Here is a 14,566-nt window from a genome sequence, read left to right as displayed (position 1 = left end):
GACTCTACGCAAGAGAGAAGCACTTATTCGGGCAAAATACCAACCTGCTCCACAAAGCACATAAAGGCTGCCTGGCCTTCTTCTGTTTGCTTGTAAACCCCTGCATCTTCCAATACCCGAGCAAAGATTTTACCCACAGATTCTTGAACAATTTCGAGAGCTTGGTCTTTATCAGTCAATCCAGGATGGGATTCTTTCAACTCATCTGCCCATTCTTGGTGATAATCTGCTACCAGAACATCCTCTCCGACTAGGTAGGCTGCTACCTGCTCTACTTCTTCCTTCAAGCGTGGTGGCAAGATTGCTAAGCCCATGACCTCAATCAAGCCGATATTTTCCTTCTTGATATGTTGGACATCCTTATGAGGATGATAGATACCATCTGGATGCTCTGGAGAGGTTTGATTATCCCGCAAGACCAAATCCAACTCAAACAGTCCATCCCGTTTACGGGCTATCGGTGTGATGGTATGGTGCGGAGTTCCAGTGCTTTCCGCCAAGACCTGCACACTTGGATCTGAGTACCGACGCCAAGAAAGTAAGATTTTCTCAGCAAGATTGGTCAAATCGTATTTTGAATCTGAGGTCAATCGAATGACTGACATAGGCCACTGAACAATCCCTGCTTTGACAGATTCAAAACCTTCAAAGGTAAAGCTTTTCTGAATAGGAGCCACTTCCATCGGGAAAACATGGCGCCCACCTTGGTAATGATCATGGGTCAAGATTGAACCACCAACAATTGGTAGGTCCGCATTCGAGCCTGCAAAATAGCCTGGGAACTGCTCCACAATTGCTAACAAACGCTCAAAACTTTGTCGACTAATAGCCATAGGACGGTGTTGACTGTCTAGGAAAATACAGTGCTCATTAAAGTACGCATAAGGCGAATATTGGAAGCCCCACTCCTGCCCAGAAATATCAAAACGAATAATACGATGATTGCTCCTAGCTGGATGGTTGACACGACCATGGTAGCCCTCATTTTCCATACAGAGCTGACATTGAGGATAGTTGCTCGACTTGACCAACTTAGCTGCCGCGATCTCCTTTGGATCCTTTTCAGGCTTAGAGAGATTGATGGTAATCTCCAGTTCACCGTAGTCAGAAGGAACACGATAAGCAATATTCTTTGCGATAGCCTTTAGTTTGATGTAGTCATTCTTCTGACTGAGTTGGTAGAAGTCCGCAATCGCCTGCTCTGGTGACTGGGCATAAGTAGCCCAAAAGTCACGATTAACCTGACTTGGACAAGGCGTTACCAAGTCCATGAGGTCTGCACCGAGAATCTCACGCGCAGCCAGACTATCTTCAATCGTTTCCAAGCGAACGGCTTCCTCGACAAGCTGATCTTTTAGTTCAATCAAATCATTTTGGTCAGTATTGACTTCAAGAACCCCATTCCCCACCAGTGCTAAAACATGATTGGTTAGATAGATCCGATCCAACTCTTCAAAGGTACTTTCTGCAATGACTTTGGTAACAAATGTTTCTACTAAGGTCACTAGAAAACCTCCTTCTTACTTTCTAAATAGTCTCTAACAGCATCCAAATCTTGAAAAACTTGTTCTGTTTTATTTAAGAAAGACTGTGCTGGTATTTTTAAATCTGGAATACAAATAACTGGAATCCCAGCTCTATACGCCGCTTCAATCCCTGCTTCACTATCCTCTAGTACCAAGCAATTCTCTGGTAAAACGTTCAAATCACTACAGGCCTTTAAAAATATATCAGGGTATGGTTTGCTTCGCTTTACATCTTTTGCAAAAACTAGATGGTCAAATAGGGACAGTATACCATTGCTATCCAATATCATTCTAGCTCGAGATTCAACACTTGAAGTTGCTAAAGCGATTGGAACGCCTTCTCTTTGCAAATAAGTAAGCAAATTTTTAGCACCTTTTTTTAAATTTACACCTTTGGCTAAGATTTGAGCTTCCAGTTCATAAACTTTAGCCAAGGTTTGGCCAAAGTTCCAAGGTAAATCATAGGTGTCCAAAAATCGTTGAACATTCTCCTCTTCCCTATGTCCACTGTAGTCTCTAGAATAAGTTTCTTCTGTGAAAGGAATTCCAAAATCTCTAAGCAATTCTTGATAAACTTTTAGAGAAATGATTTCAGTATCGGCTAATAAGCCATCTAAATCAAATATTACAGCTTCCATATCCTTCTCTCCTAATCTAAAACGCGAGTTCCACCTGCCACTTCAGCGATATAGAAACTTGGAGCGTAACCAACGATTTCTTCATAGTGCTTGCCTACAGCTTCTTTAAAGGACTCAACAGCATCCTTTTGAACCAAGGCGATCGCACAACCACCAAAGCCAGCTCCTGTCATACGAGCACCGAGAACACCTTCTTGAGCCCAAGCCGTATGAACAAGGGTATCTAATTCCAAACCAGTCACTTCGTAATCGTGCTCAAGCGAAACATGAGATGCATTCATCAAACGACCAAACTTGTCTAAATCTCCTGCTTGAAGAGCTGCTTGTGCTTTAAGTGTACGTTGATTTTCAAGAACGGCATGACGCGCACGTTTCAAGCGATTTTCGTCTTTGATGAGATAGCTATACTCGTCAAAAGCCCACTCATCCAATTCACCCAAGGTTTGAATGTCCAAGGCCACTTGGAGTTCTTCTACTGCTTTTTCACACTCAGCGCGGCGTTCATTGTATTTAGAATCCGCAAGTTCACGGCGTTTGTTAGTGTTCATGATAACAACGACATTGTCCTTCAAATCAAGGGGAACCAAGTCGTATTCTAGAGTATTAGTATCTAGGTATATAGCACGTTGGTCTGCCCCCATACCGATAGCAAATTGGTCCATGATACCAGAGTTAACACCGATAAAGTTATTCTCTGTCAATTTTCCGATTTTTACTAAATCTAAACGGTCCAATTTTAGGTCAAAAAGGTATTCTGCCACGACACCAGTCAAAAGCTCCAAAGATGCAGAAGATGACAAACCAGCACCATTTGGGATATTTCCAAACACATAGAAATCAAAACCTTTATCAATCACATGACCAGCTTCTTGCAAGAAATGAAGGACACCTTTTGGATAGTTAGTCCAGTTGTGCTCTTTCTCAAACTTAAGGTCAGCTAGAGGCACTTCAATGATGCCTTTGCCCTCAAAGTTTGCGGAGTAGAAACTCAAAACTTGGTCATCGCGCTTGCGTGCAGCTCCATAAGTTCCTAGTGAAATAGCTGCCGGGAAAACATGGCCACCATTATAGTCAGTATGTTCCCCAATCAAGTTGATGCGCCCTGGTGAGAAGAAGGTTTGATCTGCTTCTTGACCAAAAACAGCAAGAAAATCCTTGCGAAGTGCTTCAGCAGTAAGATGTTGTGTCATATGAATTCTCCTTTTACGAAATATTAGGTAAAAAAGTTTATCCTGTAATCGTTTTCTTCTATTGTACCCAAGGGTTTTGCTTAGGTCAACATTTTTACCGATATTTTACTAAACTATGAGTAAAAAGGAAGAAAAATATGCTATAATAACCTAAAAAGGAGGGGAATTATGGCTACACTCAAAGATATTGCTCAGCTAGCCTCTGTCTCGATCGCAACTGTATCCCGTGTCCTCAATCGAGATCAGAGTCTATCTGTGACAGAAGAAACCAGACATCGTATTTTAACCGTTGCCGAAGAACTAGGCTACACCAAACATCTCAAAACAGGTGAATCACATAAACTCAAACAGAAAATCGCTATCATCCAGTGGGTCAGTGAACAGGGAGAGTTAGAAGATCTCTACTACTACCAGATTCGCCTAGGAATTGAAAATAGAGCTCAAGAATTAGATTACGACATCTTGCGCTATTTTAATGACCAGCCTTTTACGCTTAGCGAAGAAGTCATTGGAATTCTTTGTATTGGAAAATTTAGCCAAGCTCAGATTGCCTCGTTTGAAGAATATCACAAACCTCTAGTTTTCCTTGACAGTGATACGATTGCCCTTGGTCATACCTGTGTCATTACGGATTTCTATAATGCGGTTAGACAGGTTGTTGATTACTTTACAGATCATGGGCTTAAAAAGGTTGGTATCCTATCCGGTCTTGAAACTACTACTGACCAAGAAGAAGTCATCGCAGATAAACGTTTAGATTACTTTAAATCCTATATGCAAGAAAAGGGAATTTATAACGAAAAATTCATTTTCCAAGGCTCATTTACTGCCCAATCTGGATATGATTTGATGAAGGAAGCTATCGAAAAATTAGGGGATAAACTTCCACAGGCCTTTTTTGCATCCAGTGACAGTTTAGCCATTGGTGCCCTTCGTGCCCTTCAAGAAGCCAGCATCAGCATTCCCGAGCGCGTCAGCATTATTTCCTTTAATGATACCATTCTAACCAAGCAAGTGTTCCCACCACTTTCCAGTATCACAGTCTACACCGAAGAAATGGGACGCACAGGAATGGATATTTTGAACAGAGAAGTCCTTCACGGACGTAAAATCCCAAGCCTCACCATGCTAGGAACCAAACTGACGTTAAGAGAAAGCACCTTGCATTAAGTACAACACTTGAACATAAAAAAACCTAATAGAGATTCTCAAATCCTATTAGGTTTTTCTTTTTATACTCAATGAAAATCAAAGAGTAAACTAGGAAGCTAGCCGCAGATTGCTCAAAGCACTGCTTTGAGGTTGTAGATAAGACTGACGATGTCAGTTACCTATATCTACGGCAAGGTGAAGCTGACGTGGTTTGAAGAGATTTTCGAAGAGTATTAATCCATCACAATTATAGACTTGATAGTCTTGCGTTCATCCATAGCCTTATAAGCTTGGTCGATATCTTTCAGTTTATAGCTTGAAGTAAAGACACGACCTGGATTGATATCACCATCCAGAACAGCTTTGAGCAAGAATTGCTTATCGTATGTTGTTGCAGAAGCTGCTCCACCCGCAACAGAAATATTCTGAGCAAAGGTCGAACCAAGGGCACGGTTATTATAGTGAGGCACACCAACAATTCCCATACGACCGCCATTATGAAGGACACCCAGTGCTTGCTCAACAGCCGCCTCAGTACCAACACACTCAAGTGCTGCATCTGCTCCTCCTCCGAGGATTTCACGCACCTTGGCAATGCCTTCTTCACCACGTTCGGCCACAACAGCTGTCGCGCCTGACTCCAAGGCCATCTTTTGACGATCTTCGTGGCGACTCATAAGGACAATTTGCGATGCTCCACGTATCTTAGCTGCGATAACCGCACATTGACCTACAGCCCCATCCCCGATAACGACCACCTTGTCGCCTTTTTGCACATTAGCAACACGCGCCGCATGATAACCCGTCGGCATGACATCAGCAAGTGTCAAAAGTGACTTGAGCATGCCTTCGCTATAATCTGAAGGTTGACCTGGGATTTTCACAAGTGCCCAATTGGCAAAGTGGAAACGGATATACTCAGCCTGGACACCACCTGACCAGTTGGTGCCAATATGGCGGTCACAAGTCCCATCATAACCAGCACGACAGGCATCACACTCTCCACAACCATGAGTGAAGGGCGCGATGACAAAGTCACCTGGTTTTACAGTAGTGACAGCCTCACCAACTTCTTCAACGATTCCAATTGCTTCGTGTCCACTATTTTTGTGACCCGCTTTAATATCTGGATTTCGGTAACTCCATAGGTCTGAACCACAAACACAAGTGCGAACAATACGAATAATGGCATCATCTGCCGCCTCAATTTTCGGACGGTCAATTTCTGCTAGACCAACTTGCCCAGCTTTAGTATAAACTGCTGATTTCATAAAATTTCCTCTCTGTATCTAACTACTTTAAGTATACACTTTTTATTTAGCTTTCGCTCACTTATACTACATCTCATTAATGATGATGTTCATGTCCATGACTTTGACTTACTTCCAACTCCTCAATTTTCCGCTTATGGGCTTGGTGAGTTACTAGGTCAGCATCAACTTCAATGGTGATGTTTTGAAAACCATAATTTTTGAGCATGGCACGAATTGATTCTTTACAGACTTCCATATGCTCCACCTTTTTGAGACAAACATGGACAATGGCATTTTTTTCCAAACCATCCATGGTCCAGAGGTTTAGCTGATTAATACTAGCAACGTGGTCCAATTGCTCCAAGTCGCTTTTTACTTGCTTGATATCCACTCCTTCTGGCACTGCATCAAGGAAAATCTTGAGCGTAGACCAAAAACGAGGAATGGCTTTTGACAGAATGAAGAAGGAAATGATAAGAGATAAGAGCGGATCCAGAATATACCAGTCGGTAAATCGCAGAACAATGGCCATTAGGATAACAGCCAGCCAACCCAGAGTATCTTCCAGAAAATGCAGGCTAAGAATGGATTCGTTTTTTGTTTTTCCCTTACGAACTACTAGACTCGCCAATACATTGATACTGACCGCTATGATTCCTAACCAAAGGATTCCCTCATCATTGACCGGCTGTGGATGAAAGAGTTTTGTTATATTTTCCAAAATAACCAAAACGGACCCTGTCATGAGAATCACAGCCGTTACCAAGGCACCTAGAAGGCTAAACCGTTTGTAACCTAGGGTGTAATGACTATCTTCTTCACGATTGGAAATTGTTTCTAAAACGGCTGATACCCCAATTGCAATTGCATCTCCAAGATCATGGACAGAGTCAGCAAGAACAGCACTGGAACTAAACACTCCACCAGCGATAAACTCGATAATGGCATAACTCAAATTTAAGAAAAAAGCTAGCCAAACCGCACCTTTCATTGTCATTTTTTCATCCTCCTTTGGTATAATAGTAGTATAAATATTCCCTTTACTAGTATTATCTCTTACTCCGAAAAGAAAGGATAGGGGCAAACTGTTCTCTTTGTAAGTTACTGAACAATTTGTTCAAAGTGTCCATATGACTAGTCAAGACCGCCGCATTACCAAGACACGAAAAGCTATCTATACTGCTTTTTTACAATTATTGAATCAAGAAGATTACGAATACATCACAGTCCAAGAAATTATTGACCTCGCAGACGTTGGGCGCTCCACCTTTTACAGTCACTATGAGAGTAAGGAATTACTCCTAGATGAGCTCTGCCGTTATCTCTTTCATCATCTTTTTGAACGCGAGGAAAATATAACTACAAAGGCTTACTTGATACATATCTTTTCACATTTCAAAAAAAACCAGGACCACGTCACCAGCCTCCTTTTCTCAAAAAATGACTACTTCCTCCGTCAATTACAGAAAGAATTGGAACACCATGTTTATCCCATGGTAGCAGAGGATTTGCAAGTTTCTTATCCTAATATTCCTACTTCCTATCTCAAACATTTTGTAGTAACTAATTTTATCGAAACACTAACCTGGTGGCTCAAAAAAGGGAAATCTTATAAGGAAGATCAAGTAGTGAGCTTTTACTTAGATGTTTTAGAGATGAAGTAGCAAACACCAACTGTAGATTTCATACCACTCAAAAGAAAAATACCAGTCGACATTTTATCATTCAAATATTCCAATTCATCACGAGTATCTTACATCTACTTTCCACTTAATAATCTAATCAAACTATGATTTTTAAGCCAATAAATTCACTAAAAAAATTCTAAGACTTCTTGTCTTAGAATTTTTTTATCGTAACCAACTTTCGTCTAACTGGCCTTTACTTTTGCTAAAAGCTTTCCCATGCTCATCAATAACAGCATGAATCTCTTGGCATTGTTTGAGAGTGAGTCCTTCCAAGACGTCACTATAAACAGCATGCATTTCACTATAGGTTTTAAAGTTTCCAAGTCCTAAGCGTCGAAAAAGTCTTCTCGCATATTCATCCGAAATAAAAACTGGACGATCAAAAAGATAAAGTAAAAGTGCATCTGCAGTCTCTGGTCCAATCCCTTTTAACTCTAAAAGTTTCTTCCGTAAATCTTCTGTTCCAATCCTAGCAAGAACCTCAAAACCACCATTTTCTCTTAACCAGATCAGAAGTCCCTTAATCGTTTGAGATTTTTGCTTAAAAAATCCAGCAGGTCGAATACGTTCCTGTAAATCTTCTAGCGATAACTCTAGGATACCCTCCACTGTCATGATATCCATAAGACCAGCTAAAGCTAACTTGGCATTCTTCTCTGTTGTTCGCTGGATAAGAATAGTCGATACCAAATCTTCCAGTTTGTTATCCGATTGCCACCAATTTTGCTCTCCATAGTGCTTGCAGAGTCGCAAAAGAGTTTCTTGTATTTCATCTTTCTTGATCATTTCTTCAATAATCCCTGTTCCACCAAGAAATCATGTGCAACAGTATAAGCATCTTTGCCATCAATACCAACCTGGTAGTTTATCTGACTCATCTGGCTCTCAGTGATTTTACCAGCTAGTTTATTAAGAACAGCTTCCAACTCCGGATGTTTTTCGAGTAATTCAGCTTTCATGAGTGGAGCGCCTTGATAAGGAGGGAAGAGGTGTTGATCATCTTCTAAAATTTGAAGTTGGTAACGTTCGATTTCTGGGTCTGTCGAGTAAACTTCCATAATCTGAATATCACCAGATTTGATCGCATCATAGCGAAGAGCTGGCTCCATTGTTGCCACATTTAGATTCAATCCATAAACAGACTGTAACCCCTTGTTTCCATCCTCACGGTCGTTAAACTCCAGAGTGAATCCTGCCTTCAGTTTATCTTGAACTCCCTTAAGATCGGAAATAGTCTTCAAATTATATTCTTTCGCAATACTTTTAGGAACTGCAATCGCAAAGGTGTTTTGATAAGCCATGTGATTCAGCAAGACTAGATTATCCTGTTTCTTAATACCATCACGCGCAGCTTCGAAAACTTCTTCAGAGTCATTGCTCACTTTAGGAGCTGGCTGCAAGAGAGAACCTGTAATAGTCCCTGTAAATTCTGGATAGATATCAATGTCCCCTTTTTTCAGCGCTTGATAAAGGAAATCTGTCTTCCCAAAGTTAGGCTTGACCGTCACCGTCATATCCGTATTTTCCTCAATGAGAAGTTTGTACATATTCATGAGAATTTCAGGTTCAGGTCCCAACTTCCCAGCTATAACCAGATTTTCTTTTTCTTTCTGAGGAATCATGCTTGGAGCATAACTAGCTCCCAAACCAAGCACCATAACAGCAAAGGCTGCAACAATTGTACGCAACTTTGCCTTTTCCAACCATTTGAGAACAACATTAAAGAGAATGGCCAAAATGGCTGATGAGATTGCACCGATTAAAATCAGACTGGCATTTCGACGATCAATTCCCAAAAGGATAAAGGAGCCCAATCCTCCAGCTCCAACAAGAGCGGCTAGAGTTGCTGTCCCAATGATCATAACGGTTGCTGTTCGAACTCCCGATACAATAACAGGCATGGCCAGTGGAATTTCAAACTTCTTGAGTCGCTCCCACTTGGTCATTCCAAAAGCAATCCCTGCCTCCTCAAGACTAGGATCAATGCCGTTCAAGGCTGTAATCGTATTTTCTAAAATCGGGAAAATAGCGTAAATAACAAGGGCTGTGAGGGCTGGTAAGGTTCCAATTCCCATGAAAGGAATAAAGAGACCCAATAAAGCCATTGAGGGTATGGTCTGGAAGATACCCGCAACCTGTAGCACCCAATTCGCCACTTTTTTGTGGCTATTTAGATAAACCGCCAGCGGAATCGTCAGAAAAATAGCAACCAATAAGGTCAAAAGAGACAATTGCAAGTGTTGTCCAAGGGCCATTAACCATTCCCCAAAACGTTCTTGAAATGTTGAAATCAAATTAGACATGAAGGCTACCTCCAAACAAGTTTGCGACAAAGTCTGTCGCAGGCGCTTGTAAAATTGTTTCAGGTTCTGCGACCTGACGAATTTCTCCATCCTGCAAAACTGCAATTCGGTCACCTAATTTCAAGGCCTCATCCGTATCATGTGTTACGAAGATGGTCGTCATGCCGAATTCTTTATGTAATGCCTTGGTCAATTCTTGCAACTGCTTGCGAGAGATAGCATCCAAGGCTGAAAAGGGCTCATCCATCAGCAAGATTTTTGGTTCCCCAATGATGGCCCGCACAATACCAATCCGCTGTTGCTCGCCACCAGATAACTCGCTTGGTAAACGATGGGCATAATCTGCAGCAGGTAGGCCAACCTTGTCCAAGAGTTCTTCGGTTTTAGAGGCAATTTTCTCCTTGCTCCAGCCCTTCATCTCAGGAATCAATGCTATATTTTCCGCAACTGTCAAATTAGGAAATAGGGCAATAGCTTGAAGGACATAGCCGGTACTGAGACGTAATTCCCGTTCATCATAGTCCTTGATGCGTTTTCCATCCATGTAGATATTGCCATCTGTCGGTTCCAAAAGACGGTTAATCATCTTGATCATGGTGGTCTTTCCAGATCCTGAAGGACCCACTAGCACCATGAACTCTCCATTTTCAATGCGGAGATTGACATCTTTTAAAATGTCCTTATCCGTGTAGCGCAAGGCTACATGTTTGTATTCAATCATTTTTTTCCTCAATAAGTTTTCTATCTCTAAGAGTATCCAATAGGCTACTTGCTGGATGCCCTAGGACTTTTTCGATATCTGTTGAAACCCCAGCCTGTTCCCCAACTTTAATAGCTGTATAAGTACTGACCCAGGCATCGTACTCCCAAGTTTGTGCTGGCCATTTTTTCCGTGACTCATAAGCTTCTTCTACTGATTCATCCACATACGTGATGGCGTCACCCGTCTCCTTTGAGAGAAGCGCTACGATTTCTTCCATGGAAAGATCCTCTGGCCCAGTCAAGTTCAAGGTTTGATTTTCCCACTCCTTAGGATTTAAAAGAATCTCTGCTGCAGCCCTAGATGTGTCCTTACGGGCAACAGCTGACACAAGACCACTGCCGGCCGGACCACGAATCTCTCCATTTTCAAGCGCCATATCAATCAGGAAGTCCAAGTAAAAATTATCTCTCAAAAAAGTGTAGGTGAACCCTAATTCCTTGATATAGGCTTCTGTCTGGGCATGATCTCGAGACAAGGTGAAAGTTGCCTCCTCATCTGCCCCATAAAAGGAGGTATAAACGATATGCTCTACTCCTGCTAGCTTTGCAGCATCTAAAAACTCCTTGTGCTCCTTGACACGCTCAGGATTTTCCCGAGCAGAAACCATCAACAAGATATCGATCCCCTTTAAGGCCTCAACCACTTTTGGAGTATTTGTATACGACATTCTACGTATTTCCGCAGACGCGTAAACTTTTGCACGCTCTGGGCTTCGTGCTAGATGGACGGAAGCGATTCCTTTTTTATCGATAAGATCAGCCACATAGGAGCCTAAGTTCCCTGTTACACCTGTAATTCCGATCATAACTGTTACTTCCTTTCCCTAGATGTCATTCTCTTTAGCTTTTAGATTTGAGATAATTCTCTCTTGATAGGCCTCAAATTCTCGGATTTCTTGATCTGAAAAGCCTTGGTAGAAAATCTCTCCAAGTTCCCGACTAACACGGTCTCCAATTTTTTTTGCGCCCAACCAAGGTCTGTCAAAGAGATATATTTTTTCCTTTTATCCTGCGTGCAAGGTTGAATCGTGACCAATCCTTGTTCTTCCAATTTCTTAACCATACTGGTCAATGTATTATTGGCTAGACCCGTCGCAAGAGCGATATCGGTCGCTGTAGCGCACCCCAACTCTTGCTTCCACAAAATCGTTAAAATTTTTCCCTGTTCACTTCTGTATTGAGCATCTGGTTCCTTGTTCAATAGTTTTTGAAAGATACGCCCATTCAACAAACGAATCTGTAGAGCTTGGTAGCCCCCTAACATCTTATCCATTTTAACTCCTTTTTGTTCTATATCGAACCTTTTTAACCATTGTAACATTATTTATTACATCTTTCAACTGTTTCGATATCGAAATAATAAAAACTTTCTACTCAAAAGCAGAAAGTCATTTTTTGATAAAATCAAACATGAATCACATCTGAATCATTCCTCTTAAAGAAACTACTATGCACCAGATAAGGACCATACTTAGAATTTTGACTATAAACCAAACATAAAGGAATGATAAAAATTTTTATAAAATATAGTAAACAAAAGAGTAAGAAAAGACTAAAACTAAGATTCCTTAATTCAAAAAAATAAAGATAAAAGAAAATTAAAGCATTTGATAGAATATTAAATCCCGTAGCAAAACTGGCAGATAGAATATTCGTCTTGATCTGAGGATTAAAGAGTTTGACAGCAAATAAAGCCAATAAAGAAATATTATAGACACAAATTGGCTTGTAATCATGACGATAAAAAACTAAACATTTATTGTTATAAGAATTAATCCCACTACTAAAATTACTCGCCTTGTTAATCCAAACATGCGAAACTCCACTAATATCACTCCAAGGAACAAATAAAGCTAATCTTCTAAGATAAATCCCTTTTGGAGATATAGAAAATTTCCAAGGGCAAAGAAAGTTAATACCAATACCAACTAAAATTAATAAAAGAAGGAAATACTCTAACTGTCTTTGATGAAACCTAAAGGCGTAATCAAAAATATTAACTGTTTGAATTCCTCGACCAAGAATTTGATGAGCACCCAAAAGATATAAAAAAACTATAAATAGAACAAATCTATAATAAATACTATGAAACTTCACAATTTTGGGCATATATTCTCCTTACTGATAAAGTCATCATCGAATGACACTTTTCTATCTAACTTAACACAAGTATACCATTAAACACTCAAAAAGCATAAAAATGGAAGAAAGAGATTTTTATAAAAAGAGCTTGGCCAAGACCAAACTCTTCATTTTTCTACTCTTCCTCAACTAAGCGTTTAAATTCTGCTTGGATCTCTGTATTCTCTGTCGGTTTTAAGTACATGACACCACCATTTGTTGTTGGAGAATGAAAAACAATCGCTTCCCCTGTATCAGTTATCGCAAAAAAGTAGCTATGCACGTCCGGGTATTTATCCCAGTTACTATAGCGTTCCACAATTCGATACTTAGCGTTACCTAAACCTGTATCAGTGTATTCGGCATTCATTTTTTCGCTTGGTCCATCTCCAAAGCTATAGAGATTATCCGCACCAACATCACCACCAGAAATTCCTTTTTTGTAATTAGGTTGACCTAGTCTTTCGCCCCATCCTTTAATGAAAGCTTCTAATTTTGCAGATTTGCTTGCATTCCAAGGAGCTTTTTGTTTCTCCTCAGAGATAGAAGAGCTAGTCGAAGTTTCAAATTTTTGCCAATCAAAACCTCTTAAATCAATTTGATCAGATTCAGTTTTTCCAAAATTAGATCCAATATAATTAGATTCTATTTGAAATTCTTTTTCCTGAAGCTTACTAGCCCCCTTTTGATTTTCATTTAGCTTATAAAGAGCTCCATAACCTTTACCAGTTCCAGACGACCAACTTAATTCAAGAATCTCCCCACCTTGATAAATAATTGCTGCATTCCTAGCTCCACCATGTCCTGCAACAAAACCTTCTGCTAAGAGAACAGGTTTACTTTCTTGTAAAGAATACACCCCAGTCAAAAAGTATTTTCCACTCAAATTAAGATCCGCTATAAGTAACTCCTCAACGCCATCATCATTTAAATCAACAAAGGAATACCGCATATCATCTGAACGATTAATGGCATTTTCAATAGACCAACTATTGATAGGACGTTCAGTAGCTTTTAAACTTTGATAAAGATTTGAAATTGCAGTTGAATCATTAGAAGTAGAAAATATTTTTTGGTAATCATCAAAAACTGACTTGTACAAATCTTTATAATCTTTCTTAGACTCCTCAGACTGTCTCTCGTTACTAGTAGTTGAAGTCGATAAACTAATATCTTTACTAGAAAGCTCAGAATTTTGATTACTGCAACCAACTGTAAAAAAACAAAATATAAGAATAAACAGACTTCCTACTATACTTTTATGACCCATAAAAATCTCCTCTTGAAATGAATGGTGACCATAGCTTTGCTTACATTATATCAAATATTCGAGAATTTCGGTAAGATAAAAAAATTTTATATATACAAATACTAAGTAAATAAGTTCAATAATTCTTATATTCGATACACCTTCAATAAATACTATATAGCTAAATATATTGTAGAGAAATCCTATAAGACCCTATAACAAGAGAGATTAAACCATTATTTAAAGCTAACCTATAATACAGTTAAATGATTATACAAGCTTACAGGAAATTAAATAAAAGACTATTGACGCATTGAAACAATAAAATATAAATGAAAGATAAAAGCTAAGAAAAAGCCACGAAATCATTAAAAAATACTTTTATACTCAGTGACTTTAACAATACAGAAATCTAGAATCTCCCTAAATTTGAAAACAAAAAGAGCGAACCATTTTGTTTCGCTCCAGATAGTAAGTATTTATCACTCAACCACAGTTGACAAAGAGGGCAAATTTGATAATTAAGGGCACAAAAAAAGAGCTAACAAGCTCTAATTACGGAGAATAAGGGATTCGAACCCTTGCGCCAGTTACCCGACCTAACGATTTAGCAAACCGTCCTCTTCAGCCTCTTGAGTAATTCTCCTATTAATGGGCACGAGTGGACTCGAACCACCGACCTCA

At 39.8% G+C, this 14,566-nt stretch carries 13 protein-coding genes, 1 tRNA gene and 1 pseudogene; 2 read left to right on the top strand and 13 right to left on the bottom strand.

Annotation, left to right across the window (positions count from 1 at the left end; all coding sequences use genetic code 11):
- Positions 1–23: 23 nt before the first annotated feature.
- From HMPREF2795_RS02615 to HMPREF2795_RS02605, 3 genes are read right to left on the bottom strand one after another with little or no spacing between them, the layout of a single operon-like run.
- Complete coding sequence (locus tag HMPREF2795_RS02615; RefSeq protein ID WP_075228165.1) at positions 24–1,505, bottom strand: UDP-glucose--hexose-1-phosphate uridylyltransferase; 1,482 nt, start codon at positions 1,503–1,505, stop codon at positions 24–26.
- A complete protein-coding gene (locus tag HMPREF2795_RS02610) occupies positions 1,505–2,164 on the bottom strand; it encodes an HAD family hydrolase (protein ID WP_075228164.1) in 660 nt (219 codons plus the stop codon). Before HMPREF2795_RS02610 ends, HMPREF2795_RS02615 begins: the two co-directional genes overlap by 1 nt.
- An 11-nt stretch (positions 2,165–2,175) precedes the next feature.
- A complete protein-coding gene (locus HMPREF2795_RS02605; protein ID WP_075228163.1) occupies positions 2,176–3,354 on the bottom strand; it encodes a galactokinase in 1,179 nt (392 codons plus the stop codon).
- A 168-nt stretch (positions 3,355–3,522) separates the two neighbouring features.
- Between HMPREF2795_RS02605 and HMPREF2795_RS02600 the strand changes: the two genes are divergently transcribed.
- Positions 3,523–4,524, top strand: a complete 1,002-nt coding sequence (locus HMPREF2795_RS02600) for a LacI family DNA-binding transcriptional regulator (protein ID WP_075228162.1) — start codon at positions 3,523–3,525, stop codon at positions 4,522–4,524.
- A gap of 215 nt (positions 4,525–4,739) precedes the next feature.
- On the opposite strand, the gene HMPREF2795_RS02595 is transcribed toward HMPREF2795_RS02600, so the two are convergent.
- Both HMPREF2795_RS02595 and HMPREF2795_RS02590 read right to left on the bottom strand, forming a co-directional pair.
- Complete coding sequence (locus HMPREF2795_RS02595; RefSeq protein WP_075228161.1) at positions 4,740–5,777, bottom strand: zinc-binding dehydrogenase; 1,038 nt, start codon at positions 5,775–5,777, stop codon at positions 4,740–4,742.
- Between the two features lie 76 nt (positions 5,778–5,853).
- Positions 5,854–6,756 carry a cation diffusion facilitator family transporter gene (locus HMPREF2795_RS02590; protein WP_000178033.1) on the bottom strand — a complete coding sequence of 301 codons (903 nt, stop codon included), beginning with the start codon at positions 6,754–6,756 and terminating at the stop codon, positions 5,854–5,856.
- A 133-nt stretch (positions 6,757–6,889) separates the two neighbouring features.
- Between HMPREF2795_RS02590 and HMPREF2795_RS02585 the strand changes: the two genes are divergently transcribed.
- Positions 6,890–7,423: a TetR/AcrR family transcriptional regulator gene (locus HMPREF2795_RS02585; RefSeq protein WP_000203762.1), complete on the top strand. Its 534-nt coding sequence runs from the start codon at positions 6,890–6,892 to the stop codon at positions 7,421–7,423.
- Between the two features lie 186 nt (positions 7,424–7,609).
- Here the strand turns inward: HMPREF2795_RS02585 and HMPREF2795_RS02580 are convergent, their stop codons facing one another.
- From HMPREF2795_RS02580 to HMPREF2795_RS02545, 8 genes and pseudogenes are all read right to left on the bottom strand, one after another.
- Positions 7,610–8,233 (bottom strand): endonuclease III domain-containing protein, encoded by a 624-nt coding sequence (locus HMPREF2795_RS02580; RefSeq protein WP_000591538.1) that lies wholly within the window; start codon positions 8,231–8,233, stop codon positions 7,610–7,612.
- On the bottom strand, positions 8,230–9,750 hold the full coding sequence (locus tag HMPREF2795_RS02575; protein ID WP_000067275.1) for an ABC transporter permease/substrate-binding protein: 1,521 nt from the start codon (positions 9,748–9,750) through the stop codon (positions 8,230–8,232). Before HMPREF2795_RS02575 ends, HMPREF2795_RS02580 begins: the two co-directional genes overlap by 4 nt.
- Positions 9,743–10,471, bottom strand: coding sequence for an ABC transporter ATP-binding protein (locus HMPREF2795_RS02570; RefSeq protein WP_000575201.1), 729 nt, complete (start codon positions 10,469–10,471; stop codon positions 9,743–9,745). Before HMPREF2795_RS02570 ends, HMPREF2795_RS02575 begins: the two co-directional genes overlap by 8 nt.
- Positions 10,464–11,318, bottom strand: coding sequence for an SDR family oxidoreductase (locus HMPREF2795_RS02565; RefSeq protein WP_000579478.1), 855 nt, complete (start codon positions 11,316–11,318; stop codon positions 10,464–10,466). The genes HMPREF2795_RS02570 and HMPREF2795_RS02565 overlap by 8 nt, the downstream gene beginning before the upstream one ends.
- A gap of 18 nt (positions 11,319–11,336) precedes the next feature.
- Positions 11,337–11,785, bottom strand: a pseudogene (locus HMPREF2795_RS02560) (MarR family winged helix-turn-helix transcriptional regulator).
- 131 nt (positions 11,786–11,916) lie between these two features.
- Complete coding sequence (locus tag HMPREF2795_RS02555; RefSeq protein ID WP_075228160.1) at positions 11,917–12,621, bottom strand: hypothetical protein; 705 nt, start codon at positions 12,619–12,621, stop codon at positions 11,917–11,919.
- A gap of 148 nt (positions 12,622–12,769) precedes the next feature.
- Positions 12,770–13,903 (bottom strand): DUF4767 domain-containing protein, encoded by a 1,134-nt coding sequence (locus HMPREF2795_RS02550; RefSeq protein WP_075228159.1) that lies wholly within the window; start codon positions 13,901–13,903, stop codon positions 12,770–12,772.
- Positions 13,904–14,440: 537 nt separating this feature from the next.
- Positions 14,441–14,528: transfer RNA gene (locus HMPREF2795_RS02545), tRNA-Ser, on the bottom strand.
- Between the last annotated feature and the right edge of the window lie 38 nt (positions 14,529–14,566).

Origin of the sequence: Streptococcus sp. HMSC056C01 (assembly GCF_001811305.1) — a bacterium.
GTDB lineage: Bacteria > Bacillota > Bacilli > Lactobacillales > Streptococcaceae > Streptococcus.
This window is presented reverse-complemented; position numbering and strand designations above follow the sequence as displayed.

Excerpts from the sequence above, each read along its gene's own strand:
- HMPREF2795_RS02610 (WP_075228164.1), bottom strand. The coding sequence starts at position 2,164 with ATGGAAGCTGTAATATTTGATTTAGATGGCTTATTAGCCGATACTGAA.
- HMPREF2795_RS02605 (WP_075228163.1), bottom strand. The coding sequence starts at position 3,354 with ATGACACAACATCTTACTGCTGAAGCACTTCGCAAGGATTTTCTTGCT.
- HMPREF2795_RS02600 (WP_075228162.1), top strand. The coding sequence starts at position 3,523 with ATGGCTACACTCAAAGATATTGCTCAGCTAGCCTCTGTCTCGATCGCA.
- HMPREF2795_RS02595 (WP_075228161.1), bottom strand. The coding sequence starts at position 5,777 with ATGAAATCAGCAGTTTATACTAAAGCTGGGCAAGTTGGTCTAGCAGAA.
- HMPREF2795_RS02590 (WP_000178033.1), bottom strand. The coding sequence starts at position 6,756 with ATGACAATGAAAGGTGCGGTTTGGCTAGCTTTTTTCTTAAATTTGAGT.
- HMPREF2795_RS02585 (WP_000203762.1), top strand. The coding sequence starts at position 6,890 with ATGACTAGTCAAGACCGCCGCATTACCAAGACACGAAAAGCTATCTAT.
- HMPREF2795_RS02580 (WP_000591538.1), bottom strand. The coding sequence starts at position 8,233 with ATGATCAAGAAAGATGAAATACAAGAAACTCTTTTGCGACTCTGCAAG.
- HMPREF2795_RS02575 (WP_000067275.1), bottom strand. The coding sequence starts at position 9,750 with ATGTCTAATTTGATTTCAACATTTCAAGAACGTTTTGGGGAATGGTTA.
- HMPREF2795_RS02570 (WP_000575201.1), bottom strand. The coding sequence starts at position 10,471 with ATGATTGAATACAAACATGTAGCCTTGCGCTACACGGATAAGGACATT.
- HMPREF2795_RS02565 (WP_000579478.1), bottom strand. The coding sequence starts at position 11,318 with ATGATCGGAATTACAGGTGTAACAGGGAACTTAGGCTCCTATGTGGCT.
- HMPREF2795_RS02555 (WP_075228160.1), bottom strand. The coding sequence starts at position 12,621 with ATGCCCAAAATTGTGAAGTTTCATAGTATTTATTATAGATTTGTTCTA.
- HMPREF2795_RS02550 (WP_075228159.1), bottom strand. The coding sequence starts at position 13,903 with ATGGGTCATAAAAGTATAGTAGGAAGTCTGTTTATTCTTATATTTTGT.